25 protein-coding genes and 1 riboswitch are annotated in these 24,673 nt (G+C 49.3%); of the genes, 16 read left to right on the plus strand and 9 right to left on the minus strand.

The window, feature by feature from the left end:
• Positions 1–67 precede the first annotated feature (67 nt).
• Together C7R91_RS12070 and C7R91_RS12075 are read right to left on the minus strand one after the other, a co-directional pair.
• Entirely contained in the window at positions 68–1,054 is a 987-nt protein-coding gene (locus C7R91_RS12070) for a histone H3 family protein (protein WP_047070481.1), read from the minus strand.
• On the minus strand, positions 1,044–1,622 hold the full coding sequence (locus C7R91_RS12075) for a sigma-70 family RNA polymerase sigma factor (RefSeq protein WP_047070482.1): 579 nt from the start codon (positions 1,620–1,622) through the stop codon (positions 1,044–1,046). The genes C7R91_RS12070 and C7R91_RS12075 overlap by 11 nt, the downstream gene beginning before the upstream one ends.
• A gap of 188 nt (positions 1,623–1,810) precedes the next feature.
• Between C7R91_RS12075 and C7R91_RS12080 the strand changes: the two genes are divergently transcribed.
• The 6 genes from C7R91_RS12080 to C7R91_RS12105 all read left to right on the plus strand — a co-directional run bounded on the left by C7R91_RS12080 (position 1,811) and on the right by C7R91_RS12105 (position 7,105).
• Entirely contained in the window at positions 1,811–2,539 is a 729-nt protein-coding gene (locus C7R91_RS12080; RefSeq protein WP_047070483.1) for an amino acid ABC transporter ATP-binding protein, read from the plus strand.
• Between the two features lie 33 nt (positions 2,540–2,572).
• Entirely contained in the window at positions 2,573–3,424 is an 852-nt protein-coding gene (locus C7R91_RS12085; RefSeq protein WP_047070484.1) for a transporter substrate-binding domain-containing protein, read from the plus strand.
• 95 nt (positions 3,425–3,519) lie between these two features.
• A complete protein-coding gene (locus C7R91_RS12090; RefSeq protein ID WP_047070485.1) occupies positions 3,520–4,173 on the plus strand; it encodes an amino acid ABC transporter permease in 654 nt (217 codons plus the stop codon).
• A 15-nt stretch (positions 4,174–4,188) separates the two neighbouring features.
• On the plus strand, positions 4,189–4,839 hold the full coding sequence (locus C7R91_RS12095; protein ID WP_047070486.1) for an amino acid ABC transporter permease: 651 nt from the start codon (positions 4,189–4,191) through the stop codon (positions 4,837–4,839).
• Between the two features lie 76 nt (positions 4,840–4,915).
• Positions 4,916–6,184, plus strand: coding sequence for a sensor histidine kinase (locus C7R91_RS12100; protein WP_047071245.1), 1,269 nt, complete (start codon positions 4,916–4,918; stop codon positions 6,182–6,184).
• A 3-nt stretch (positions 6,185–6,187) separates the two neighbouring features.
• Positions 6,188–7,105 (plus strand): response regulator, encoded by a 918-nt coding sequence (locus tag C7R91_RS12105; RefSeq protein WP_047070487.1) that lies wholly within the window; start codon positions 6,188–6,190, stop codon positions 7,103–7,105.
• Positions 7,106–7,158: 53 nt separating this feature from the next.
• Here the strand turns inward: C7R91_RS12105 and C7R91_RS12110 are convergent, their stop codons facing one another.
• Genes C7R91_RS12110 through C7R91_RS12125 form a run of 4 tightly spaced genes read right to left on the minus strand, consistent with a single transcriptional unit; the run spans position 7,159 to position 10,583 of the window.
• Positions 7,159–7,884 carry an ABC transporter ATP-binding protein gene (locus tag C7R91_RS12110; RefSeq protein WP_047070488.1) on the minus strand — a complete coding sequence of 242 codons (726 nt, stop codon included), beginning with the start codon at positions 7,882–7,884 and terminating at the stop codon, positions 7,159–7,161.
• 4 nt (positions 7,885–7,888) lie between these two features.
• Positions 7,889–8,695: an ABC transporter permease gene (locus tag C7R91_RS12115; RefSeq protein WP_047070489.1), complete on the minus strand. Its 807-nt coding sequence runs from the start codon at positions 8,693–8,695 to the stop codon at positions 7,889–7,891.
• 17 nt (positions 8,696–8,712) lie between these two features.
• Positions 8,713–9,294 (minus strand): nitrous oxide reductase accessory protein NosL, encoded by a 582-nt coding sequence (locus C7R91_RS12120; protein WP_047070490.1) that lies wholly within the window; start codon positions 9,292–9,294, stop codon positions 8,713–8,715.
• Positions 9,291–10,583, minus strand: a complete 1,293-nt coding sequence (locus C7R91_RS12125; RefSeq protein WP_047070491.1) for a right-handed parallel beta-helix repeat-containing protein — start codon at positions 10,581–10,583, stop codon at positions 9,291–9,293. The genes C7R91_RS12120 and C7R91_RS12125 overlap by 4 nt, the downstream gene beginning before the upstream one ends.
• Positions 10,584–10,952: 369 nt before the next feature.
• Here C7R91_RS12125 and C7R91_RS12130 point away from each other — a divergent pair, with 369 nt between their 5' ends.
• Positions 10,953–11,264 carry a hypothetical protein gene (locus C7R91_RS12130; RefSeq protein ID WP_047070492.1) on the plus strand — a complete coding sequence of 104 codons (312 nt, stop codon included), beginning with the start codon at positions 10,953–10,955 and terminating at the stop codon, positions 11,262–11,264.
• A 72-nt stretch (positions 11,265–11,336) separates the two neighbouring features.
• Positions 11,337–12,911 (plus strand): FMN-binding glutamate synthase family protein, encoded by a 1,575-nt coding sequence (locus C7R91_RS12135; protein ID WP_047070493.1) that lies wholly within the window; start codon positions 11,337–11,339, stop codon positions 12,909–12,911.
• 182 nt (positions 12,912–13,093) lie between these two features.
• Here the strand turns inward: C7R91_RS12135 and C7R91_RS12140 are convergent, their stop codons facing one another.
• Both C7R91_RS12140 and C7R91_RS12145 read right to left on the minus strand, forming a co-directional pair.
• On the minus strand, positions 13,094–13,624 hold the full coding sequence (locus C7R91_RS12140; RefSeq protein ID WP_047070494.1) for a peroxiredoxin: 531 nt from the start codon (positions 13,622–13,624) through the stop codon (positions 13,094–13,096).
• A gap of 75 nt (positions 13,625–13,699) precedes the next feature.
• The gene (locus C7R91_RS12145) at positions 13,700–14,584 is read right to left on the minus strand and encodes a hypothetical protein (RefSeq protein ID WP_047070495.1); all 885 of its coding nucleotides are present in this window, start codon (positions 14,582–14,584) and stop codon (positions 13,700–13,702) included.
• A gap of 279 nt (positions 14,585–14,863) precedes the next feature.
• Between C7R91_RS12145 and C7R91_RS12150 the strand changes: the two genes are divergently transcribed.
• Entirely contained in the window at positions 14,864–16,951 is a 2,088-nt protein-coding gene (locus C7R91_RS12150) for a TerD family protein (protein ID WP_047070496.1), read from the plus strand.
• Between the two features lie 62 nt (positions 16,952–17,013).
• Here C7R91_RS12150 and C7R91_RS12155 read toward each other — a convergent pair whose 3' ends face one another.
• Entirely contained in the window at positions 17,014–17,706 is a 693-nt protein-coding gene (locus C7R91_RS12155) for a M15 family metallopeptidase (protein ID WP_047070497.1), read from the minus strand.
• Positions 17,707–17,889: 183 nt separating this feature from the next.
• A riboswitch (cobalamin riboswitch) is annotated at positions 17,890–18,105 on the plus strand.
• A 240-nt stretch (positions 18,106–18,345) separates the two neighbouring features.
• Here C7R91_RS12155 and cobO point away from each other — a divergent pair.
• From cobO to cobJ, 7 genes are read left to right on the plus strand one after another with little or no spacing between them, the layout of a single operon-like run.
• Positions 18,346–18,894 carry a cob(I)yrinic acid a,c-diamide adenosyltransferase gene (gene cobO, locus C7R91_RS12165; protein ID WP_047070498.1) on the plus strand — a complete coding sequence of 183 codons (549 nt, stop codon included), beginning with the start codon at positions 18,346–18,348 and terminating at the stop codon, positions 18,892–18,894.
• Positions 18,891–20,006: a threonine-phosphate decarboxylase CobD gene (cobD, locus tag C7R91_RS12170; protein ID WP_047070499.1), complete on the plus strand. Its 1,116-nt coding sequence runs from the start codon at positions 18,891–18,893 to the stop codon at positions 20,004–20,006. The genes cobO and cobD overlap by 4 nt, the downstream gene beginning before the upstream one ends.
• Entirely contained in the window at positions 20,003–20,542 is a 540-nt protein-coding gene (gene cobU, locus C7R91_RS12175) for a bifunctional adenosylcobinamide kinase/adenosylcobinamide-phosphate guanylyltransferase (protein ID WP_047070500.1), read from the plus strand. The genes cobD and cobU overlap by 4 nt, the downstream gene beginning before the upstream one ends.
• Positions 20,539–21,279 carry an adenosylcobinamide-GDP ribazoletransferase gene (cobS, locus tag C7R91_RS12180; protein ID WP_047070501.1) on the plus strand — a complete coding sequence of 247 codons (741 nt, stop codon included), beginning with the start codon at positions 20,539–20,541 and terminating at the stop codon, positions 21,277–21,279. Before cobU ends, cobS begins: the two co-directional genes overlap by 4 nt.
• A complete protein-coding gene (locus tag C7R91_RS12185; protein ID WP_047070502.1) occupies positions 21,276–21,908 on the plus strand; it encodes a histidine phosphatase family protein in 633 nt (210 codons plus the stop codon). The genes cobS and C7R91_RS12185 overlap by 4 nt, the downstream gene beginning before the upstream one ends.
• A complete protein-coding gene (gene cbiB / locus C7R91_RS12190; protein WP_047070503.1) occupies positions 21,905–22,855 on the plus strand; it encodes an adenosylcobinamide-phosphate synthase CbiB in 951 nt (316 codons plus the stop codon). The genes C7R91_RS12185 and cbiB overlap by 4 nt, the downstream gene beginning before the upstream one ends.
• Positions 22,856–22,882: 27 nt before the next feature.
• Positions 22,883–24,649: a precorrin-3B C(17)-methyltransferase gene (gene cobJ / locus C7R91_RS12195; RefSeq protein ID WP_047070504.1), complete on the plus strand. Its 1,767-nt coding sequence runs from the start codon at positions 22,883–22,885 to the stop codon at positions 24,647–24,649.
• The last annotated feature ends 24 nt before the right edge of the window (positions 24,650–24,673 follow it).

A 24,673-nucleotide genomic window follows, 5' to 3' on the forward strand; every position in this document is an offset into this window, starting at 1 on the left:
TAAATGGGAAAAACCAGTCATCGCGTAAAGAGCGTTGAACTGGTTTTTTTTATCTTTTTTCCTATTGTTACTGCTGGCTTGCTTTTGCAGCCTGGAGCAGCATTTCTTTGGAAACCGTTGGCGAATCGGTAGCTACACGATACATAATCGGTTGCTCTCCAGCTTGATCCAACCAAGACAGCTCTTGATACTGACCGGATTCACTAAACAAGAACTGGTCGTTTTTCGTGTAATGCGCTTTTTTTCCGCTGACGGTTACTTCGTCGTATTTCGTTGTTTCTGGTGTGCTCAGTTGTACATCTAGCTGTTCTTTCGGGAATTTCTCTACCGTAACAAAGATGCGCTCTTTTTGCTCGTTCTCATACAGACTGGTATACGCTTCGATAGGAGAAGCCGCTTGTGGAACGACTTTCCACACGACATTTTTACCTGTTGCCTTGCTTTCTTCTTGAAGCTCATGCAGCCACTGCTGTCCTTCTTGACCCATCATGACACCATAGGGGGTGCCTTGTTTGCCTTCAAGGAATGAAAAGCTATCAGGAAGCTGGTGTGGCAAAGCATGTGAGAGAGAAGCTTCTTCACTGAGGACGGCAGTCCATGCTTTCCAATCTTTCACGACATCCGGCTTTTCTATGCCGATCATAGGGTTTTGTTGAAAGAGAGGGTGCTTCTCTTTTGCAAGCGCTGCGAAATAGACGAGGGCCGTTTCGCCTGTTGCCAGTTTGTTTTCTACGTTTTCCAATTCCAGCCGTATTTCTTTAGGGGTTATTTGCGTCAATGTAAAATCCTTGCGTGCTTGAACTTCCATACGGACAGAGCCTTCATCAATTTTGTACAACAAGCTGTGCGTAGCATAACCAAAACCAGTGGTGAGGGCGAACGCTGCTGCAACATGTACCAGCTTTGGACGAAAGCGCATCCCTTTGTGCAAACGCCGCTTGCCAGCCAACTCCTGTTTGGCTATTCGTTCGATTTTGCTGTCCAGTGCAGGATCAATGTGGACCCTTCGCGCTGCCCACTCATACTCATTTCTCAGCTTTTTTTCAATGAACATGAAAAGATGCCTCCTCACGATTGATTCGATGCTCAAAATGCTCTCTCAACTTTTTCATCGCCAAGTGATGTCTCGATTTCACCGTTCCGAGCGGGATTTGAAGAATCGCGGCAATTTCCTCCAAGGAACAGTTCTGATAGTAGCGCAGTACGACGATTTCCTTGAGCTTGAAGGATAATTTCTCTACGGCGGGAATGACCTCCAGCTCATCACTGATCGCCCCCAGCTTATCCTCCATACCTGCAACAGGTGCTTCGTAGCCTTTTTCCTTTACCCGCTCCAGCAGGCGGAATCTTCGCCAAATGCTTCGATTCCAGTTGCGAACCTGCCGCACAATCAATCCGTTGAACCATGGGATAAAGGGCTGGTCCAAATCGTACCTGTCGATGCTTCGAATCAACTCTACGTACACTTCACTCATCATGTCGTCTGCATCCTGTTTGTGCGGCGCCAGAAAATAGATCAGGTTGTAGGCGTACGTGCGAGTTGCTCGATAGACTTCTTGAAAAGCTTCTTCCTCTCCTTGGCGCATCCGGATGAGCCAAGGCTTTAGGTTTTCCTCTTTCATAGGCCGGCCTCCATTCAGGTCTTACATGATATATTGGCTCCCATTCGACTGGTAGGTTCACTTTGTTTTTTTATTGCGTGTTATTAGAAAATTGTAAACAGAAAAACTTTTCTTTGTCTTTTTCAGTAGTTTTGAGTAGTTCGACATTAGTATACAAAATAAGACATAGAGCAAGGGGGGATTTAAGGTTGATCAGTTTTCATCAAGTAAATAAACATTATGGAAGCTTTCATGTCCTCAAGAACATCAACCTGCATATCAACCAGGGAGAAGTCGTCGTGGTCATTGGCCCGTCAGGATCGGGTAAAAGCACGATGGTTCGTTGCATCAACAGATTGGAAACGGTTACAAGCGGAGAACTGGTGGTAGACGGGGTGAAAGTGAACGATAAAAACACCGATATCAACAAGCTGCGTCGGGACATCGGCATGGTGTTCCAGCACTTCAATCTATACCCGCACAAGACCGTATTGCAAAACATTACGCTGGCACCTACCAAGGTACTGGGAGTATCGCAGAAGGAAGCCGAAGAAACCGCTCTCTACTATTTGGAAAAGGTAGGGATTCCGGAAAAGGCAGAAATGCTCCCAACGCAATTATCTGGCGGTCAACAGCAACGCGTAGCGATCGCCCGCGGATTGGCCATGCGACCAAAAATCATGCTGTTTGACGAACCGACCTCTGCACTGGACCCCGAGACAATCGGCGAAGTGCTCGATGTCATGAAGAAGCTGGCGAAGGAAGGCATGACGATGGTGGTCGTAACGCACGAAATGGGCTTTGCCCGCGAAGTGGCAGATCGCATCGTGTTTATGGATCAGGGCACGATTCTCGAAGATTCTACACCAGAGGAGTTTTTCGCAAGTCCGCGTGAAGAGCGTGCGCGTTTGTTCTTAAGTCGGATTTTGAATCACTAAAAAAAGAAAACGAGAGAGAAAAGGGGTATTCAGATGAAAGCAAACAAGCTGTGGAAAAAAGTAGCAGGTATGGGTCTCGTTCTGATGCTGAGCGCAACTGCGTTGGCAGGCTGTGGTGGTGGTAGTACAACAGAAGGCGGCGCAAAAGGTACACCAGCTGCAGCAGGTACAGGCACATTGGCAAAAATCAAAGAAAGAGACAAATTCGTAGTCGGCGTTAAGTACGACCTGAACTTGTTCGGTTTGAAAGACCCGGCAACCGGAAATGTAGAAGGCTTCGATATCGATATTGCGAAAGCGATTGCAAAGAAAGTACTCGGGGATGAAAACAAAATCGAACTGAAGGAAGTAACCTCCAAAACGCGTATCCCGATGCTGAAAAACGGAGAAATTGACGCGATCATCGCAACGATGACTATTACGGAAGACCGTAAAAAAGAAGTAGACTTCTCTGACGTGTACTTCTTGGCAGGTCAATCTTTCTTGGTGAAAAAGGACAGCTCAATCAACAGTCTGAAAGACATGCAAAAAGGCATGAAAATCGTGACCGCAAAAGGTTCTACTTCTGCGAAAAACATCAGAGCGAGTGCTCCTGATGTAGAAGTACTTGAATTCGAAAACTACGCGGAAGCCTTCACAGCACTCAAAGCTGGTCAAGGTGACGCGCTGACAACTGATAACGCTCTCCTGTACGGCATGGCGAAGCAAGATCCGAACTACCGTGTAACAGAAGAGACCTTCACTGAAGAGCCATACGGTATTGCAATCAGCAAGGGTGACGCTGAATTCGTGAAAACCGTGAACGATCTGCTGAAAGAAATGAAAGAAAACGGTGAATACGACAAGATTTATGAAAAATGGATCGGAACAAAACCTAAAAAATAATGCGGTTCTACTCCATAAAGAATGAGCGGTTACTCTGCCGCTCATTCCCTTATATTCCTAATAGAAGTTTGCACACAAGGAGGATCGCATAAGAGATGATCGATTTTTCTATCTTGTTTGATCACATGGATATGTATCTCGAAGGCTTTTGGAACACCTTGCAGGCGAGCCTGCTTGCTCTCGTCGGGAGCTTTGTATTAGGGACGCTCTTTGCGATCTTTCGGATTTCTCCGATTCGACCACTCAAGTGGATCGCTACGGCTTACGTCGAGTTTGTGCGTAATATCCCGTTGATTCTCGTCGTGTTCCTCTTTTTTGTGGGTCTGCCGGCCATTGGTATCGTGCTGGAGCCTTTTATTGCAGGTACGCTTGGTTTGACAGTGTATACGGCAGCATTTATTGCAGAGACGATCCGCGCAGGTATTTTGGCGATTCCAAAAGGACAGACAGAAGCCGCTCGTTCCTCGGGATTGACGTACGGACAAACGATGCGTTATATCATTTTGCCGCAAGCGATCAAGGTCGTAATCCCGCCGATGGGCAACCAGTTTATCAATCTTGTGAAAAACTCGTCTGTTTTAGGCGTGATTGCAGGTCTTGACCTGATGTACTTTGGAGACCTGATTTCCGCTGATACGTTTGTTACCTTTGATGTGTACATTTTTGTAGCTGTTTTCTATCTGATTCTGACCCTTCCGTTGAGCGCGTTCGTTAGCTATTTGGAGCGACGCTTGGCTGGAAGCCGCTAAGGAGGACGGGACATCATGGACTTTATCGGAGCTTATGCGCCCAGTCATTTGACATTCCTGCTCGAAGGCTTTTGGGTCACCTTGCAGGTCGCTTTCTTGTCAATTGTCTTTAGCTTTACTATTGCGATTATCGTAGGGGTTTTGCGTTACGCAAAAATTCCCGGAGTCTCGCAAGTTCTCGGGACAATCGTAGAGCTGATTCGTAATTTGCCGCTCTTGTTGATTATTTTCTTTACGTATTTTGCTCTCCCGGAAGTGGGAATCAAGCTGGACAAGTTTTGGGCCGCTGTTCTGGCGTTGGTTATTTTCGAAGCAGCGATGTTGTCGGAAATCGTACGAAGCGGTTTAAACTCGGTTGAAAAAGGACAGATTGAAGCTGCACGCTCTTCTGGTCTGAATTATGTCCAGACACTGTGGCATGTTGTCCTGCCACAGGCTCTCAGAAGAATGGTTCCGCCGATTGTGAGCCAATTCATTTCACTCTTGAAGGATACGTCGCTGGCCGTCGTAATCGCTTTGCCAGAGCTGATGAACCATGCGCAAATCATCAACGGACGCAATGTCAACTACGTTATCCCAACCTTCTTGATGATTGCGGTGATGTACTTTGTTGTCAACTACGCGTTGTCAGTCGTCTCCAAGCGACTGGAAAACAAGCACGCTTAATCGTTCTATCTTTGCAGATCTCCGATTCTTAGTAAAATAAGAATAGGAGATCTTTTTCCGTATGAAAGGAGCAGCTATGCGAGAACGCCTTTTGATCCTGTTTATTATCATGCTGGCAACTGCTTTTTTTGGAGAAATGAAGGTAAACCCCGTAGGAGGGTCTTTTCGTTTTTCCTTGGGCATCGCTGCTTTCTTTTTCGGGTTGCTGTGGTTTTCGTCTGTACCTGTATTGTTGACGGGTTTTTTTACAGGGACGTTTATCTTCGGTTTTCGCGTCGGAATGGATGTCTTTTTTGCGTACCGTCCGTACATGGAGAGTGTGGCTGCGCACCTTCCCTCCGCCTTTTACTATTTCAGCTTTACCGTCCTGTTTTATTTGCTCCGTGCGCGTAGCTATCGCGAGTTCCCTCTATGGTTAGGGCTGATAGGTGCATCCATTGATTTCGTCTCCAATGTGGTAGAGATCCAAGTACGGCAGTATTTCACTGATTTTCCGCCGATCACCTGGCAAAGCTTTTTAATGCTTCTCTTCTTTGGGGTCTTGCGCAGCTTTTTTGCTGTCGGCTTGTACAACAGCTTTTCGATCAGGCAGTTGCGGGCAGTGGGAGAGGTGCGTCAGCAGGAATTGGAGCGTCTGCGGATGATCAATACGGAGCTGTATGAAGAAGCCTTCTACTTGCGCAAATCGATGACGCATCTGGAGGAAATCACGCGAGAGAGCTACCAGCTCTACAGGCGTCTGCTCACCTCGGATCATGCGGAATCCCCGACAGCCTTGACAATTGCCGAGAATGTGCATGAAGTGAAAAAAGATTCGCAGCGGATGCTGGCGGGCATTTCCAAGCTGATCAATCAGGAGGGACTAGCACCACAGCTTCCGATCAAAGAGCTGTGTGAGTTGGTTGCTCGGGCAAATCAGAAATACGCAGAGATGTTGGGAAAAGATATACGAATCGAGTGGAGCTGTAACGTCAACCTGTCCACAAGCCAAATTTATGCGTTGCTCTCCGTGTTAAACAATCTGGTAGCCAATGCAGTAGAGGCGATTCCCGCGTCGGGACGGATTGAGCTGAATGTGAAGCTGATTGATCGCCATCTGGTGTTCAGTGTACTTGACAGTGGTCCGGGAATCCCGCTGGAAGAGCAGGAATGGGTGTTTCAGCCCGGGTATACGACGAAATACGATGAACAGGGAAATGCATCTACCGGAATTGGACTGACGCATGCCCGCGGAATTGTCCAAAGCCTGCAAGGAAGCTTGCGTATTTTGCCTGATCAGAAGCAAATGACGCATTTAGAAGTGCAAATTCCGACCGACCAATTGCTCGGAAAGGAGGGAGTGTAAGCGATGATACGTTTCTTTTTAATTGAAGACGATGCAGTAGTGCGTCGCATGCTTGAACGGATTATCCAAGACAGCGGGTTGGGCGAAATTGTAGGACAAGCCAGCGACGGCAGTCACGTATCGATTGATCAACTGTACGGGGTCGATGTCATTTTGATCGACTTGTTGATGCCGGGGCTCGATGGCATCCAAACGATCAAAAAGTTGCAGGCAGATGGCTTCGCGGGCCGCTTCATTATGGTGTCACAGGTGGAAAACAAGGAAATGATCGGAGAGGCTTATTTGCAAGGAATTGATACCTTTATTCAAAAGCCGATCAACCGCTTGGAAGTCATGGCTGTGCTGAAGCGAGTCTCGGACTACTTGTCGCTGGAAGCCTCTCTGCAAACCATCCGCAAATCATTGCAAATCCTGGATGTCAAAGCAAAAGAACCGAATACCAGCGGCTTGAAAAGTCAGTCGTCCGATCAGGATATCCTGGCACAAAAAGCAAGAAAACTGCTGTTGCAGCTAGGGATCGCGAGTGAAGCCGGTGCTCCCGATCTGCTATTGATCATGGAATGGCTCGTACAGGATGAGCGACAAGGAGACAAGCTGCACGAATTGCAGCTCAAGGAACTGTACACACAAATTCTGCTGAAGGTGCATGCCAGCTTGGATGAGCATGGGATTACCAAAGAGGTGCGTGCCATGGAACAACGGATTCGCCGGATGGTCCTGCAAGCCTTTACGCATCTTTCCTCATTGGGGTTGACCGATTATGCCAACCCTACCTTTGAACACTTTGCACCCCGACTGTTTGACTTTCAAGAAATTCGCCAACGGATGCAAGAGCTGGAGGCGGGCGAAAAAACGACGAAGTGCCGGATTAGTGTAAAAAAGTTTTTATCTGTCTTTTATATGGAAGCAAAAGCGCTATAAATAGCAAAAACGCGGGAGCCGATCAAAACGATCAAATCTCCCGCGTTTTTTATTCATGCCTTTGCCTGATTCACAAGCTCGGAAAAGGCACCATACAAACCAATTGCCCCGTACTGCTGCTGGTACTCCTTTATCGACCCATCACGCACAATTTTCCCGTTCATCAAAAAAATCGCGCGATCCGCTACCGCATCTGCCACCTGCAGCTGGTGTGTCGTAAAGAGAACGGATTGACCCGCGAGCTTTACTTCGCGCACGAGATCGACAAATGCATCCATCCAATATGGATCGAGTCCGTTGGTCGGTTCATCGAGAACGACGAGTGCAGGCTTTGCCAATATCGCTTGAGCAAACAAGAGACGCTGCTGCATGCCTTTGGAGAACTGAGACACCCGTTTGTTTCTCACTTCATGCAGTCCTACCATTTTCAGCAGTCGATCCGCCTCTCCTGGGGTTCGATTGCGCAGGGAAGCGTAAAATTCGAGCGTTTCTTTGGCAGTAAGTCCAGCAGAAAACGTAAAGTGATCCGGCATATAACCGATTTCTTGAAGATACTCTACGCGATTATCGTTCCAGTTTAACCCGTTTAGCTGAATGGTTCCCGAAGTAGGCGGGAGAATACCGACCAGCATCCGCAGGATCGTACTTTTCCCTGCGCCGTTACCGCCGCATAAGGCAACGACCTGACCGGGTTCAATGTTCATACTGAATGGGTGGACGATTGTTTTGCCATTGATTTCCTTGGAGACCTGATCGATGGTAAGTCCAAACGTATTCATTGCATTACCTTCTTTCCCATACCCGGATGGCTATGAACAAGGTCGCACTGATCCAGACAAGACTGAGTGCGACAAAGATGAGATCACCAAGCGGAGAATCAGCCCAGTACACCCATTTGTAGTATTCAGGTCCAAAGATCGAGCCACCGCCTAATCTGGCAACGGAAAAGATTCGTACAAACTCCGCTGGGTTGAGAAACGTTGCGAGCTGAAGCAGAGGCTTGATCCATGTATAAGGGACGAAGCTGAGCACTGAGATGAGCAAAGTAGGCCACGCCAGAATATAGAAGAACCAGATGCTGACCCCCATTGTCAAAGCCTGCCAACGGTTTTTACTGATGGCGCCAATCAGCATGGCAATTCCTAAAAATAACAGAATGAGACAGATGGAAAAGGCAAGCAAAAACAAGAGAGTCGAGAATGCAAAGCTTTTCCCTAACAGCATGCCAGCCACACCAGACAACCCATACCCGAAGCTGACAATCGCAACTAACACGAGTGCTTGTCCCAAGTATTTCCCCACCAAGAACGAAAAGGTCGTCATGGAGTAGGTAGAGAGGAGCTGCCAGCTTCCCTCTTCTTTTTCCGCCGTCAAAGAAAAAGAGGAGAGAAGCATCGTCATCAGTGGCAGCAAATACAAAATCAGATTCAGCATGGTACCAGTCGTATACGTATAACCCTTCATGTAGGACTGCGATTGGATGATCAAGAGTCCCAAGCTAAACAGGGAGAACAGAGCCATAAACGAGTAGGACCATGGATTGCGAAAGCCTACCTTCACTTCTCGTTTGGCAATCAGATTGATGTGCAAAGACTCCACTCCCTCTGTTAGTTATGTGTGGTTGGGGTAGTACTGCTGCTTCCGTGATCGGCTGGCTTGCTTTCGTGACCGCCATTATGTTGACCTTCGGAAGAATGACCGTCTTTGTTCATGTGCTTGCTCATGCCATTTTCCCAGCTATGATTTTTCAACTCATCCGCACTCATAACAATGCCTTTCTTTTGTTCCTGAACGAAGCTGTCTGCAGCAGACTTCTCTTTGAAGGAATAGATGCCATATGTCATTGGCGTTTTGAAGTCTTTGTCGTAAGCGTAGGTAGCTTGCTCTGCTTTTGTCCATTCTGCTGTGTAGTAATCGCGGACAAATTGTACAGCTACGTTATCCGTTCCATTCTCTTTCGTCCAGTTGTACATGCAGCCGAGATCATCGAACTTCAGTGCTTTTCCATCTTTTAAGACGATTTCAGTAGCATTGTGATCGTTAGGAACATGCATTTTGCAAAGGTCGCATTTATCTACGCCTTCCGCGATATCTACAGGTTTCGGCTCTTCGCTTCCGCAGCCGACCATAAGTAGGCTAATGCCGATAATTGCTCCGATTGTTGTGCCCCATTTTTTCATTTTGTTCATGATTTTCTCACTCCTATATAAATGATCGAACAGCTTCCTATTAACAAGATAAGTCCAAGAATGCCTGCACCCCAACTGCTCGTTTCCCCGGATTCCATTAGAACGGTGTCCGAGGGTTGCATTAAAGGAGATGCGTCCTTGATTGCTGAGCCGGCCCCACTTGTAAACAAGCCTTCCAAAAACACGAATCCCGGTGCTTGGAAAAACAGCTGATAGGCAGGAACCGCATCGGTCAAACCCAGATAAAAAGGATTCATTTCGTACGGCAAATCACTGCGGGAATCCCCGTTCACATCTAATCCTTGCAGATTGTCCCAGTAGTTTTTGTTTAAGTTGTTGTTCTGACTATCCTGGGCTTGTGCTTGGATGACGTTGGAGACAAATTGATTATCGGTTAAAACGTTGTCAGAGGAGGATAAAAACTGCATGCCGATAAAGTTGAGACTGAGCAAATTGTTTTTGACCGTAATGCCGGATGATTGCTCTAAATACAGTCCAACCCGGTTCCCCTCAATCGTGTTGTTTGCAATCAGCGTATCCTGTACGGTAATGAGAAGAATTCCTTGCGAACCAGGATTTTTTTGCTGTTTCAAAAATTGATTCCCGGTAACCGTCAATTTGCGCGACTCCATAAGCTGGGAGCCCGTCACATTTTCCATTCCAATGTTGTTGATGACCGTCGTATCAGAGGTGCCCATGAAATGATAGCCGTACCGCGATTTCGTCACCAGATTTTGTTCCAGATGGTTTCGATCGCTATTTTCGACGTAAAAGCCATCCTCGACATTCGTTACCTGATTTTTAATGAAACGGTTATGATCCGATTCACGCACGTCAATTCCGTTTCCTCGTTTCGCTTTTTCCGTTTGTTTTGGCTTTACTTCGGGCTGTGCTCCGTGATTATGTCCAGAACTGGTCGTTGGGCTGCCATCGCCTTTGATTTTTCCGATGACTTGAACGTTGTGCAGCGTGTTGTAGTCTGCTTGCCGTAATTGAATACCGATCCCTTTCGTTTCAACAATGACATTTTCCAGGAAGTTTTGATCGCCACGGATGACAAGAGCGGCTACGTCACTGTTGATTCGTTTGTCCACGATATGGATTCCTTGCACGCTCACATTGTCGCTTTCAATCGTGAGCGTTGCCTCTTCCTCGGTTGGATTGATGATCTTTACCGGATCATTGGCTACCAATTGAATCGGCTTGGTAATACGGATTGGACCTTTGTACAAACCATACGGGATGGTAACGGTATCGTTAGGGCGTGCTTGATCAATCATCGCCTGCAAGGAGTCAGAATCCGCAGGCGTCGCCTTAGCTGTAATTGGCAGCTGTAAAGCAACGATACAAATGACGAAGACGAAAAGTAGCGGGAGAGATAATTTTCGATCTTTCCATCGTAATGACAGGGTGCATCCTCCCCTATTCCACTAGAGAGCTCTCTTGTTTATTGCCGGATCATCGGCTGCTAGCTACATTTAGGATAACAGCCTCTTTTCATTTTCGTATGACTCAACCGGGCTATAAAACGTGTCAAAAAACGCAACGATTATGAAAAAATGGAAGGGTCGAGAGGATTACACCTGAGGTGGCATTGTGCAATCAAAGCGGTCATACTAAATGGAAGAGAAGGAAGACACGAAAAGGAGAGACGATAAATGGATACAAACATAGAAAAAGCACTACGCACGACGCTGGAATATTGGGAGCGGATGAAAAAGAGCCACGAGGACGACGCGGAGGACGATGCGAATCAGTTTGAGGCTTCGTTCTATCGCATGATGGAGCTAATCCGCGAGTGGTACGATCATTTGGAAACGAAGCCTGATACGTTAGAGGATGCACTGCTTCTTCCTGACATGGCAGAGGTTGCGGAGCAGCTGCCTGTAGAGATCATCCTGAATTTTGAGACGGAGCTGGAATTGATCGTAGATGGGCAAATTAGGGAGGATGATGAGAAATACGATTAAAAACAGAAAACTTGTTGCATCCTATCCTTGACATGATTTACTAGATTATTGTGTTGGGGAGGACAAGAACAAGTGGTACCCACTCTGTTATGCGTCATTATCATCATCCTTCTTCTGCCACCCATTGTATTTTTCGGTTATATGTACGCCCTGTCTAAACAACCGAAGCACTCCATTATTCGTTCCCATCCTTTTTTGGGGTGGATGCGTTATTTGCTAGAAAAGCTCGGGCCTGAGTTTCGCCAGTATTGGTTTGAATCGGATACAGAAGGGAAACCATTCTCCCGTTCTGACTTTGTCGGTATGGTTTATGCGGCCAAATACAGGACCGACCTGATTTCGTTTGGTGGAAAACGCGATTACGAGAAGCCTGGCTTTTACTTGTCCAATGCGATGTTCCCGAGGCTGACGAGTGAGCTGCGGGTAGATAACGAGAAAGTCGTCCCTGGCAAAAAGTATGAGATTACCCATGAAGGACTGTTTACAAGAAGAGAAAAGTTTATCGAGGAACAAGAGGTTAAGCCGTGGATGCTGCATGACGAGGATGTCATTGTTGTGGGCGAAAACAGAAGGCAGCCCTGGCGGCTCAAAGGGATGTTCGGTGCTTCCGCTACCTCTTTTGGAGCAGTGGGAGAGAACTATATCATGTCCACTGGGTATGGGGCACGTATGGCAGGTGGCTCTTGGATCAATACAGGAGAGGGTGGCGTTGCAGAAGTTCACCTTTCAACCGGCGTAGATATTATTTCGCAAATCGGGCCGGGGATGTTTGGCTTCCGTGATGACGAGGGCAAGTTTTCGATCGAAGAATACAAGAAAAAGGCTAGCATTCCGAACATCAAAGCATTCGAACTGAAATTTCATCAAGGAGCCAAAATACGCGGAGGACACCTCGAGGGCACCAAGGTCACGGAAAAAGTCGCGGCAGCAAGGCTGGTACCTGTGGGACAAACCGTCAATTCACCAAACCGCTTCGAGTTCCTCACCAATCCAGATGAAGCTTTGCGTTTCATCGGCAGTTTGCAGGAGGCGGGAGGCAAACCGGTGGGAGTCAAAATCGTCGTCGGCGATCCGAAGCGATTGGAGCATTTTTTTGAGAAAATGCTGGAGCTGTCCATTTACCCGGATTTCATTACGGTTGACGGTTCTGAGGGTGGTTCAGGCGCAATGTTCAAAGCAATGGCAGATGGCATGGGCTTGCCGCTTTTCGCTGCGCTCATCATTCTCGATGATACGATGAGGAGATTCGGCGTCCGGGACCGCATCAGGATTTTTGCTTCCGGCAAGCTCGTTACCCCTGACAAAGTAGCAATCGCCATGGCATTGGGAGCGGATTGCGTCAACTCTGCGCGCGGCTTTATGATTGCAACTGGCTGCATCATGGCGATGCAATGCCATACAGGTAAATGTCCCACAGGAGTCACTACGACGGATTCCAAATACCAAGAGGCATTGGTTCCGGCAGAAAAGCAGTGGCGTGTCATGAACTATATTTTGCAGTTGAGGGAAGGCTTGTTCTCGCTGGCAGCAGCATGTGGCTTGGAGAGTCCGACCGAGCTTCGGAGAGAGCATGTCGTGTTTACCAACGAGAGCGGGGAGACCATACGTGTGGTTGACTTGTTTCCGTATCCGGTCGCATCCAGATAAGTATTTACAAAGAAGATAAATAATGGTAGAGTGAATGAATCAGGCTATAGTACACCTTCCTTCTAACCTAACTTGAAATTAGGGGTACTGCTTTCCTGATTTTTTTTATGTCAATTAAAAAATGAAAAAGGCCGTATGATCCTGTACTAGCGATCATGCGGCCTTTGTTTTTTGTCTATCGATTAGGATATCGTGTTTTGCCCAGGCTTCCAGTCCATTGGGCACAATCCGCCTGATTGCAGAGCTTCGATCACACGGAGCGTTTCATCAACACTTCTGCCAACCTTGGAATTGGAAATGACTGCGTATTGCAGGATGCCTTCTGGATCGATGATGAAGCTGCCGCGCAGCGGAGCTTTGGTTGCTTCGTCCAGCACACCGTATGCAAGGGTTGCTTCTTTGCTGTAATCGGAAGCGAGCGGGAACGAGAGTGGACCTATGCCTTCGCTCGATCTCATCCATGCTTTGTGCGTATGTATGCTGTCGCCGCTAATGCCAAGCACCTCGACATTTAAATCCGCGAACTCCTTGATCCGGCGGTTGAGGCTGAGGATTTCGGTTGGGCATACTTTCGAAAAGTCAAACGGGTAAAAGAACAAAAGAAGCCATTTTCCACGATAGTCTACCAAGCTCTTCGGCAGGGGAAATCCGTTGTCAAACGTCACGGTGTCCATCGTAAAATCAGGTGCAGGAAGTCCAATACGTGCTGTCATAGATCGATCTCCTCGTTTCTGTTACCGAATGTCAGGTACTGGTAACAAAGTATCACGAATGATAAGGAGAATCAATTAGTTCGGAATATCAGAAGTGTCGTAGAGCTTTTTTGTATCGTTCTTTTGAAGAAGAAAGAAAACGATTGGAAAGAAGGCGACCAAGAAACAACCGGCGGCGAGAATCGGAAATACGGACATTTCCAAAACAGCCCGCCCGAGATAGGTTTGCCAGCCGATTGCAGCTAAACCGAGCAAATAGGCGATACCTGCAAGATGGATGAATCCAGTACGAGCATTGGACACATGCTTTTTACGTTCAGCTAACCAAGCGACAAAAGGTACTGCCTGCAACGCGTGAAAGCCAATGCCATGGAGCCAAATGATATTCCCTTCCTGTCCGACTACCCGGCCATCGTTGAATGAAATCCAGAGGCCTGCCGCAAACGATAGCATAATCGCAAGCATTGCATAACGAATGCCAACGGCCAGCTCTGGGCGTAGTTCATACGCTTTTCTGCGGAAAAACTGAATGGCAATGAATACATAAAAGAGGACCAAAAGAAGAGCCACAAATGTAAAAATGGAACCGACAGCGACGTCGAAGGGTGTGCCATTTTTGACGAACCTCGGGTCCACGCCTCGGAAGTTTTGTACGGTTTCCGCTCCGTAAGAATAGAAAGCCAGCAGGATATAAGACCAGCGAAAGAAAGCTCTGCTTCGCGCGCCCAGGGCAGATAACGGAATGATTGCGGCTGTCGACAATAAAAATATTCCGAGTGCGGCATTAAAGGAAAACGCTTTCGAGACATCGCCATTAGGAGCGACGGATCCCCCGTACAGCATGACCCAGATTGCGCATAGCGCAGCAAGTAGGAAGCCAAGCAAGCCGGTATACACTAACCATTTCTCTCCTTGAAAGAAAGGGGGTGCAGTATGACTTTTCATAACAGATGCATTCATGAATGGAGTTCTCCCTCCTGTGAATTTTTGGTACTCTGCTACTCACTTTACAGGGATGATGAATACGGAATAACGGGCAGCGGAATGAAATCGAATTAGGTCCGGGGACGGATTTATGTCTCGTTCCTGAGAGAGAGCTTTACCATCTGACAAAATTGAAGTAAGATGGTTAAAAATTACAAAAAGGAATAAAAAATCAGGCTATTGTACACCTTCCTTCTAAGCGAAAGGTTTAGTCACCATGAGGGGTACTGCTTTCCTGATTTTTTCGTGATGCCAATGAAAAATCAAATCTACCTCCGCCGAAAAAATAAAATCATCGTACATCAGGGGCAGCATGAACTGCCTGTCTCTTATTTAGCTGCGGCTTTGCGTAATATAGAGAGCTTGGGCTATACCTTTTCCCTGGAAATATTAGACAGAATTCGGACCCTGTCGGAAGGAGAGTTTTTTGCGCTCTATTCGGACGTGGTTACTGTGCTCAAGGTAAAGATCGGGGCATCCCGCCAGTACAAGCCGATGTATCCGAATTTTCCTAAGCAAGTCATGGAGGCTAGCGAGGGTGAGCTGTTTGTAAATGCAATCATTCATTATTTGACGTTGGACCTTCCTGTGAGCGAAGTAAAAAAACGGTTGCCTTTGCTGAGAGAATCTCGCCTGAAGCTGATTCATTTGGGCACAGATGAAGAGCTGATTCAGATAGGAATGAACTTGCTGGGCTCCAATAGCTCGCTCTCTGCTACTGACAGGGAAGACTTGGAGGGCTTGATTCAGAGCTATGAAGGAATCGCAGAAGCTTTGCCAGCAGAGATTCCGCAAAAGGAAAACGTGGCAATCGCTGCTTGCCTGCTGCTCAAGTATGACAAGCTGCCTGCTGCTTTTTTTGCCCAACATTGCAAGACGGCGACAGATGTATTGCGTCTGGCGGTGGCGCTGTCTGATGGGGATGTTAGCTTGGCAGAGCCTGCAAAATTTCGCAAGTTCAAACGCGGGGAAAGAAGATTGCTCCTCCGTCTGCTGGAGGCCAGCTCGAATATCGTAGAAGACATGAATCGTTACAAAAACAGATGGATTCGTCTCGGGGAAATCTTGCATCCGTTTGAATATAAGGATCGTTATCCGAAAGCGGCAGAAGCATTCGATATTTTGCGCAACAATCACAAGGTTGAGACGTTCAATAGCCAAGTAGAGCAGGCGCTGGTCCGTACGGATGTGAATGCGGCGATCAAGCTGCTCGAACAGCGTCCAGGGGAATTTGCCCGTCGTCTGGATCATTTATTGCGTTTGACGGAGCAGGGGAATCCAGTCCTTTCAGCCTTCGAGAAAATTGCGGATGGTGTATCGACTCCGGTTCTTTTGCAAGTCATGAATCACTTTGATAAACGGGACAGCTACGGGGAATGGCGGACCTTTTTTCCAAAAGGGCAAGTGGCGAAAGTACAGGCAATCGAAAACCGAGTGCCAGGGCTTCCAGAGGACATCAGACAGAAGGCAGCGGATATTTGCCGGACATCGCTGTTGTACCGTTTTGCCCAATTGCCGTCGCTGGGGAACGTCTACATCGATCCGCGGCTTCAGGAGCATCTCGTTCCGTTTTCGATGCGATCCGCCAGCAAAGCACTGCGCACGATTGCACGCGGCTCCAGACTATCGATACCGGATGGAGGAACGATTCGCTTTTTCCTGTGGTGGAGGGAAGGGCTCGTCAACGATGTCCCTACAGGCAGAGTCGATATCGATTTGTCTGCCGTGCTCTATAACGAAGACTGGAAGTACATGGAGCATATTTCCTATACCAATTTGCGTTCCGACAAGTATCAAGCGTGTCATAGCGGGGATATTGTGGAGGCTCCCAATGGCGCGTGCGAATTCATCGACATCGATATGGACTCTGTCATCCGCTATGGCGGTCGATATGTCGTCATGAACCTGTATTCGTTTACGAGTCAGCCTTATTGCGATTTGCCTGAATGCTACGCAGGCTGGATGATTCGGTCGGCACCACAGACAGGAGAAATTTTCGAGCCACAGACGGTACAGGACAAGATTGATCTCGCCGCAAACACGCGGATTTGTATCCCGGTCATTCTGGATCTCGTGGAGAGAAAAGTGATTTGGACAGATATCGCCCTGAATTCCGATCCGCGTTTTGCCAACAATGTGGAGTCGAATGCCGGAGGGGTGGAGCTGATGGGAAGAGCGCTCACCTCGTTGGTGAAGCCTACCCTGCATGAGTTGTTCATGCTTCACGCACAGGCGAGAGGGAAGCTGACTGATCAAGCTGAAGAGGCAGATACGGTATTTTCCTTGGAGGAAGGGATTACTCCGTTTGATACGGAGATCATCATGGCGGATTTTATGCAGTGATTGTTTCATAAAGGAATAAGCAAGACCGTCAGGCGGTATTGCGCTGACGGTCTTTTCATTTCTTACATCGACAAAACTCCGCCATAGATCGGCTCTTGCTGTGTTTTTTGTCCCCAGGTGCGCGTGCCATACTCGAAATGCCACCATTCTTTTGGATAGTTGACGAATCCGGCAGCGGCCATCACATGATAGAGCAGTCGGCGATTGTCTCGAATCTCGATGTCTTTTTGGGTAGGCTGTACAAGTTCTTCATAATGGCGAGTCTCAGCCCTTTCACTGAAATCATCGAAGGCTGTTCCCATCTCCAGCCAGCCATCAGGTCCTGCGATAGTCAGATCGACTGCACCACCGGATAGGTGAGGCGACGGTTTGGAGAGGTCCGTTGTTGGATAAGCGACGAATTTGCTCAATTCTTCCGTGAGTGCGGGCCCTTCCTGCCAGCCTTGTAGAAGCAAGGCTTCACGAAAACGGGCATACAACGATGCCTGTACCTCGAACGAGCGCCAGCCGTCCAGTACGACGAGCTTGTAGCCAACAGGCAGTTTCGCGGCTGCCGCGGCGAGCCTGCGTGCTGCCCCTTCTCGCAAAAAGGCTTCTGGCTGTGTTCCAGCATAACCCTCGTGGTAGTAGGCCGGATAGACTGTGATTTGTTCCGCAAGGGAAGAGAGGGGGATCATCGGTTCGCCGCATTCCTTGATCGGCAGTGGGCTGGGCAGGACCATGTCTGGTATTTTTGGAATCGGAGGAAATAGCATGACTGCACACCACTTTCGATTGTTTTGCCAATAGGGTAACGAAAAACATCAAGTAAGTAAACGGTCATTATCTTAAATTTTCTGCCAATAGACACCTGCGACGAATCGGCAGCTTTTGCTTGAATCCTCGGTAGCTTTTGCTATTATTAAAGCAAGTGCTTGTCAACGAAACGAATGACATTTACATATGGAAGAGAAACAGGTCCTTGTTTTAGCGAAACCGATTCGCAGGAGCAAGGTTAAAAGGGAAGTTTGGTGAAAAGCCAACGCGGTCCCGCCACTGTAAGAGAGTAGCTGTTCTTCAAGGCACCATGCCATCCACTGCCCATCCGGGAGCGGGAAGGAGAAGAAGAGCGATGATCCTCGAGCCAGGAGACCTGCCTGTTTTATGTTTACACTGATTTCCTTCGGGTCAAAGGAAGAGGTGAGGATTGTTGCTTTTCAGCTATCCGCGCTTTGTTTTTCCTTACGTACTGGGGGGAAACAGAGCGCTTTTTTTCTGTGAAAAACGTCTCGACGTTTTTCATAAAAGTGGATGCGACCGCTTGCGGTCAACAAAACGGTCATGACCGTTTTGTTGCTTCGGAAAGTATGGATGGAACAACGGAGTAAAATACGTCACTTTTTGAGGTGGTCACGATGGACAAAAACGATAAGAAGCGGGGCTTGACCCTCGTTTACACAGGAGACGGCAAAGGAAAAACAACGGCAGCAGTCGGGTTGGCTGTGCGAGCGACAGGGCGCGGGAAAAAGGTGCTGATGGTTCAATTCATCAAGTCGCCGGAGCGAACATACGGAGAAAAGATTATTTTCGACAAATTGGGCATTGAAATCGTGCAAATGGGCGTCGGCTTCACCTGGACGAAGACACCGGAGGAGCATCGTCAGGCATTGAAAGAAGCTTGGGCTTTTGCGAGCGAGAAGCTCTCTTCCGGCGCATACGATGTCGTTATTCTGGATGAGCTGAATAATGCATTGGCGATTGACCGCTTTCCGATTGACGATGTGTTGCCACTGTCCGATGTGTTGGAAGCGATTCAAAACAGGCCAAGTCATATCCACCTCGTGATTACGGGACGGGCAGCAAAGCAGGAGATTTTGGACATCGCAGATTTGGTGACAGAGATGAAGCCAATCAAGCATTACTACGATGAAGGGATTCCAGCCGTGCTGGGGGTAGAGTTTTGACAAGCGCTGGTGTAATAGAAACGTACGGTCATGGTGGAGACTTGCTGACCGCAGCGCAGCGCTTTGGTCGAGAGCCCGGGCAGTTTCTGGATTACAGTGCCAATATTAATCCGCTGGGGATGCCAGCAAGCGTCCGGGAGTTGCTGATGGCTTCGTTGGCTGCTGTAGCGCATTACCCAGACCCTGGACATCGTGTGTTTCGTCGTGCGCTGGCGAAACGGCTGCAAGTGCCGGAGGAATGGCTGCTGCCTGCCAATGGTGCAGCGGAGGCAATGGCATTGGCCATCCTCGGTCTTTCGCCGCAAACAGTTGGTGTGGTATATCCTTGCTTTTCGGAATACGCGCAACTTTCCGAGCAGTATGGAGCCCGTGTCATTGGCTGCTTTGGGAAGGAAGCGAACGGGTACAAGCCTGATCCTACAGAGCTGTACACGCTTTTTACGCAGTCTGATCTCGTATTTGTCGGGTCACCAAACAATCCGACAGGAATCCTGTATCAGCCGGATGAGCTGCGCCAAATGGCGGAATGGACGAAAGAGACCAATACGTGGCTCATTGTGGATGAGGCTTTTCTCGATTTTGTGGAGGAGGAGCGGCAGTATACGTTGGCGGCGGAGCTGGAGCGCTATCCCCGTGTGATTTTGATGCGTTCGATGACGAAAATGTACGCGATCCCGGGATTGCGCCTGGGCTATGCGATTGCGCACCCGGATGTCATTGCGAAAATGCGCCAAAAGCAAGTGACCTGGAGCGTGAACGCACTGGCCCTATTAGCTGGAGAGCTGTGCTTGCAAGAGCAGGCATACGAGGAACAGACGCGCAGGCTCATAAAAGCAGAACGTGCGTATTTGACTGATTGCATCCGTAGTGAGTTGGGCTGGCAGGTATGGCCTTCTGAGGCAAACTTTTTGCTGCTGCGCACGCCGGAAGGATTGACAGCCGAACAATTGCAGGCACGGCTCGGCAAAAAAGGTGTACTGATCCGCAACTGTGCGATGTATCCCGGTTTGACCGCACATGATGTGAGAATCGCAGTGCGTGGACGAGAGGAAAATGAACGGCTTCTGGCTGCGCTCCGTGAGGTTCATGCGGAAGGAAGTGAACAGCGATGAGCTTGGTGCTGGTAACAGGCGGTGTCCGTTCAGGAAAAAGCCGCTACGCGGAAGAGCTTGCGATGACGTTGAGCAGTCGAGTCCTGTACGTGGCGACAGGCAAGGCCTGGGATGATGAAATGAAGCAAAGAATCGAGCTGCATCAGGCACGTCGTCCGCTGGAATGGGGCTGTGTGGAGGTAGGAGAGCGCTTAACCGATTACCACGCATTTCGTGAGCAGTATGATGTGGTGTTGATCGATTGTCTGTCCACATGGGTGAGTAATCGATTGATGAGCGTGGATGAGTCGGAATGGAGAAGTGCTTCGCACACGCAAGCCCTGTTGCAGGAGGCAGAGGCATGGCTGTCCCTCGTTCAGAATTCCCCGCAAAAAGTCATTGCTGTCACAAGCGAGGTCGGATTGGGCGGGGTAGCCTTGAGTCGTTTGGGCAGATGGTTCGCGGATGTGCTGGGCGATGTCAATCAGAGAAGTGCGAGACAAGCAGACGCCGTCTACGCGGTTTTGTCAGGGATACCGTGGAGGATCAAAGGATGAATGCATTTTTACACGCGGTCTCTTTTTTTACGCGTATTCCGGTTCCGTGGCTTCGTCCTTCAGAGGAGGCATGGAGAAAAAGCGTCAATTGGTATCCCGCAGTTGGTTTGGTCATCGGTTTATTGCTATGGGGTGTGCATCAGGCAGGACTGATGTTGTTTAGTCCATGGATCGCCGCTATTTTGACGCTGATCGCATGGGTCTACGTGACCGGTGGTCTTCATATGGATGGGTGGATGGACCTCGCGGATGGTCTTGGCAGCAGCAGACCGAGAGAGCAAATCCTTGCGATTATGAAGGACAGCCGCGTAGGTGCCATGGGCGTACTTGCTGCGATTATGCTGTTGCTGATCAAGGCGGGTGCAGTCGCAGAGCTCGCACATCCGGGATGGGGCAGCCTTTTGATCGTAGCACCAGTGGCAGCGCGGACGCATGTGCTTTTGGCGATCAAGCTCTGGCCGTATCTCTCAGCGGACAAAGGAATCGGAAAAGGCATCAGCGCCGGGCTTTCCGCTTCCTCTATCATCGTGAGCTACATCATCGTGTTTGCCGCAGGATGGTATCTTGGGGGCTTGCAGGTCATCACAGCTATTTTCCTGTCGTTGTTGTTCGCTCTATGGTTTTCAAGCTCGGTTGCAAAAAAACTAGGCGGTTTAAATGGAGACTGCTACGGGGCTGTTATTGAAAGCAGTGAAGCGGTCGTTCTGCTGGTGTTAGTCGGGAGCTGGTGGTTATGAAGCTAGTTTGGATACGTCACGGGGAGACAGACAGCAATCGAGAGCATCGATATTTGGGGCACAGCGACGTTCCTTTGAATGAACACGGGCATCTACACGTGAGTGATTTGGCCAAGGAATTACCAGTGTTCATCGGACGACCTGTTGCGATTTACTCGAGCGACCTGCTCAGATGCGTGCAGACTGCCGAACCATTCGCAGCTGCTTGGGGGCTATCGGTTATTTCGGAGCCAGCCTTGAGAGAGCTGTCTTTCGGTGAGTGGGAGCTGATGACCTACGATGAGTTGATGCAGTCGGACCCTGTGCGTGCCACGAGGTGGTACGACGATCCTTTTCGAAATCGGCCTCCACGAGGGGAGAGCCTGGAAGAGTTAGGGATGCGCGTGGATCGTTGGCTACGTTCCTTGTTGGAGGGAGCGGGCGAGGAGGAGGCATCCGGTACAGTCGTCATCGTCACACATGGCGGCGTGATCCGCTGGTTTCAGGCCGCGTGGCTCGAAAACAATCCTGACCGATATTGGCAGGTCGATGGCATTAAGCATGGGGAGGCTCTGGTAGCGGAATGCTTGGATGCGGCAGGGCAGAGTTGGATGCGACAACCCCTGAAGAGTAAGAGAGGGACAACATGACAGAAGTATGGATACTATGCGCGGCCTACTTGATTGATCGGGTGGTAGGCGACCCCCGGAGCTTGCCGCATCCTGTGATCATCATGGGCTGGTGGATTACACGATTGGAACGGGTCATACGTTCTCTCGTCATAGAGGAGTCGCATTTGAAGCTGGCAGGAGTCCTGTTCCCGCTCGTGATCGTTGGCGGCAGCTACGCTGTTGTTTGGCTGCTTTTGTGGGTAGCGACGTTCATCCATCCGGTGCTTGCCTGGATCTTGGGTGCCTGGTTGATTTCCACGACGATCGCGACAAAAGGCTTGGCCGATGCGGGGATGGAGATTGCCCGCCATCTCGTGGCTGGGGATATGGAAGCGGCGAGACGCTCCTTGTCCATGGTAGTAGGACGCGATACAGAGCGGCTAGATGAACCGGAAGTATGTCGGGGAGCGGTGGAAACCGTGGCGGAAAACATCGTCGATGCGATCGTCTCTCCGCTGATTTACGCAGCAATTGGGGGAGCACCGTTGGCAATGGCGTATCGAGCCGCCAACACCCTTGACTCCATGGTTGGCTATAAAAACGAGAAGTATCTGAATCTGGGCTGGGCCTCTGCCCGCTTTGACGATGTACTGAACTACATACCCGCCCGTTTGACAGCTTTGTTACTTGTTGCCGCAAGCTGGCTGCAGCGATTGGATGGGAAGCAGTGCTGGGCAATGATCAGAAGAGATGCGCATTTGCATCCGAGTCCAAACAGCGGTTTGCCGGAAGCAGGAGTCGCTGGCGCATTAGGCGTGCAGCTCGGGGGACTGAATTATTACCAAGGTGTTGCGTCGAATCGGGCAAAAATGGGAGATGCGAAGCGACCATTGCAGGCAAGTGATATTGTCGCGACGATTCGTTTGATGTATCTTGTTTCGCTCTTATGTCTGCTCGTTAGCGTGATGATATCGATTTTATTATAAACAGGAAGCGAAAAGGGGAGGGGCCTTATGAGCGGCAAATTGTTTGTGATCGGGTTTGGTCCAGGAAGTTTTGAGCATATCACCAAGCGGGCGCGGGAAGCCTTGCAGGAGTCCGATGTCATTATCGGCTATTCCACCTACGTAGACTTGATCCGCGGACTTTTGACGAATCAGCAAATCGTCAGCACAGGGATGACGGAAGAAGTGGCGCGTGCACGAGAAGCCGTGCGTCAGGCGGAAGAGGAAGGCAAAAAGGTAGCGGTCATTTCTAGTGGAGACTCAGGTGTTTACGGGATGGCAGGTCTCGTATACGAGGTGTTGGTGGAAAAAGGCTGGACAGAAGCTACCGGCGTACCCATCGAAATCGTACCGGGCATCTCGGCGATCAATTCCTGTGGGGCGATCCTCGGTGCACCTATCATGCACGACGCATGCACGATCAGTCTGAGCGATCACTTGACGCCGTGGGATCTGATTGCCAAACGGATTGACGCAGCAGGGATGGCTGACTTTGTTATCGCGTTGTACAACCCGCGCAGCGGACGACGTACACGCCAGATCGTCGAAGCGCAACGCATCCTGTTGCAGTACCGCTCACCAGATACGCCAGTCGGTATCGTGAAAAGTGCTTATCGCGAACGTGAAACCGTTGTCGTGACGACCTTGGCGCAAATGCTGGAGCATGATATCGGCATGCTGACCACTGTGATTATCGGAAATACATCGACGTTTGTATACGACGGCAAAATGATTACGCCGCGCGGTTATCAGCGCAAATATACGCTGTCTGCCGATGAGCAGCCACTGAAGCCGCATCAGCGTCTGCGTGTAGAAAATGAGCCTTGGTCGCTTGAGGCCTCCGAGGAGAGCCTTGCGTCAGCTCCGGCAGCACCAGCAACACCAGCAACACCGAGAACAGAAAGACCAGTAGCCGTTACCGAGGACAGAGTAACTGCTACAGAACCGGCAAATCGTGCAGCAACAAGCACGGCAGTACTGGAAGCGCCGCCTGTAACAGAAGAAGATGCACCAAAAGCTCCTTTCGCATGGGCCATGGAGGCGTTGACGGCTATCAATGCGGCGAAAGGTATTGAAACCAAGCCAGCTGTAGGCCAAGTCCATCGTCCGGTATCTACCTTTACACCAGAGATGATTTTCGAATGCGCGGTAAGTCCGGGTGTTGCCAACAAAAAAATCACGCCGCAGCAAATGATGGCGATTGCCGAAGTGGCTGGCGAAAAAGGCGAGATCGAATATACCCCACACCACCAAATGATTTTGCGCGTGCCGACTGCCAACCCTGACAGCATCACGAGCCGTTTGCGAGAGCTTGGACTGATTCTCAGCCCGATTGGAGACGTTTTGCAGGTAAAAGCGTGTGATTTCTGCGACGGCGAGAAAAAAGACAGCATCCCTTATGCCGACGAGCTGCACCAAAAGCTGGGTGGAAAAGAAATGCCGAAGGAACTGAAAATCGGCTTCAACGGCTGCGGGATGGCGTGCTACGGCGCGGTTCAAGAGGATATCGGGATCGTATTCCGCAAAGGCAAGTTCGATTTATTCCTGGGAGCAAAAACGGTGGGGCGCAATGCACACTCCGGCATTCCGGTAGCAGAAGGTATCGAAAAAGATGAGATTGTTCCACTCGTGGAGCGAATCGTGAACCGATTCAAAAAAGAAGCATTTCCGAACGAGCGGTTCCACAAGTTTTTCCAACGTGTAGGTGAGCTAGAGGGCTTCGCATGGTACGAGCCAGCAAAAGCTGAAATCGAGAATGCTGCATGCGGAGATTAATGCAAGAACACCGAATAAAAACGA

This window comes from Brevibacillus formosus (assembly GCF_003013405.1).
Lineage (GTDB): Bacteria > Bacillota > Bacilli > Brevibacillales > Brevibacillaceae > Brevibacillus > Brevibacillus formosus.

Excerpts from the sequence above, each read along its gene's own strand:
- C7R91_RS12145 (WP_047070495.1), bottom strand. The coding sequence starts at position 14,584 with ATGAATGCATCTGTTATGAAAAGTCATACTGCACCCCCTTTCTTTCAA.
- C7R91_RS12095 (WP_047070486.1), top strand. The coding sequence starts at position 4,189 with ATGGACTTTATCGGAGCTTATGCGCCCAGTCATTTGACATTCCTGCTC.
- C7R91_RS12070 (WP_047070481.1), bottom strand. The coding sequence starts at position 1,054 with ATGTTCATTGAAAAAAAGCTGAGAAATGAGTATGAGTGGGCAGCGCGA.
- cobO (WP_047070498.1), top strand. The coding sequence starts at position 18,346 with ATGGACAAAAACGATAAGAAGCGGGGCTTGACCCTCGTTTACACAGGA.
- C7R91_RS12105 (WP_047070487.1), top strand. The coding sequence starts at position 6,188 with ATGATACGTTTCTTTTTAATTGAAGACGATGCAGTAGTGCGTCGCATG.
- C7R91_RS12130 (WP_047070492.1), top strand. The coding sequence starts at position 10,953 with ATGGATACAAACATAGAAAAAGCACTACGCACGACGCTGGAATATTGG.
- C7R91_RS12155 (WP_047070497.1), bottom strand. The coding sequence starts at position 17,706 with ATGCTATTTCCTCCGATTCCAAAAATACCAGACATGGTCCTGCCCAGC.
- C7R91_RS12140 (WP_047070494.1), bottom strand. The coding sequence starts at position 13,624 with ATGACAGCACGTATTGGACTTCCTGCACCTGATTTTACGATGGACACC.
- C7R91_RS12085 (WP_047070484.1), top strand. The coding sequence starts at position 2,573 with ATGAAAGCAAACAAGCTGTGGAAAAAAGTAGCAGGTATGGGTCTCGTT.
- C7R91_RS12120 (WP_047070490.1), bottom strand. The coding sequence starts at position 9,294 with ATGAACAAAATGAAAAAATGGGGCACAACAATCGGAGCAATTATCGGC.
- C7R91_RS12100 (WP_047071245.1), top strand. The coding sequence starts at position 4,916 with ATGCGAGAACGCCTTTTGATCCTGTTTATTATCATGCTGGCAACTGCT.
- C7R91_RS12075 (WP_047070482.1), bottom strand. The coding sequence starts at position 1,622 with ATGAAAGAGGAAAACCTAAAGCCTTGGCTCATCCGGATGCGCCAAGGA.
- cobJ (WP_047070504.1), top strand. The coding sequence starts at position 22,883 with ATGAGCGGCAAATTGTTTGTGATCGGGTTTGGTCCAGGAAGTTTTGAG.
- C7R91_RS12150 (WP_047070496.1), top strand. The coding sequence starts at position 14,864 with ATGAAAAATCAAATCTACCTCCGCCGAAAAAATAAAATCATCGTACAT.
- C7R91_RS12110 (WP_047070488.1), bottom strand. The coding sequence starts at position 7,884 with ATGAATACGTTTGGACTTACCATCGATCAGGTCTCCAAGGAAATCAAT.
- cbiB (WP_047070503.1), top strand. The coding sequence starts at position 21,905 with ATGACAGAAGTATGGATACTATGCGCGGCCTACTTGATTGATCGGGTG.
- cobU (WP_047070500.1), top strand. The coding sequence starts at position 20,003 with ATGAGCTTGGTGCTGGTAACAGGCGGTGTCCGTTCAGGAAAAAGCCGC.
- C7R91_RS12090 (WP_047070485.1), top strand. The coding sequence starts at position 3,520 with ATGATCGATTTTTCTATCTTGTTTGATCACATGGATATGTATCTCGAA.
- cobS (WP_047070501.1), top strand. The coding sequence starts at position 20,539 with ATGAATGCATTTTTACACGCGGTCTCTTTTTTTACGCGTATTCCGGTT.
- C7R91_RS12185 (WP_047070502.1), top strand. The coding sequence starts at position 21,276 with ATGAAGCTAGTTTGGATACGTCACGGGGAGACAGACAGCAATCGAGAG.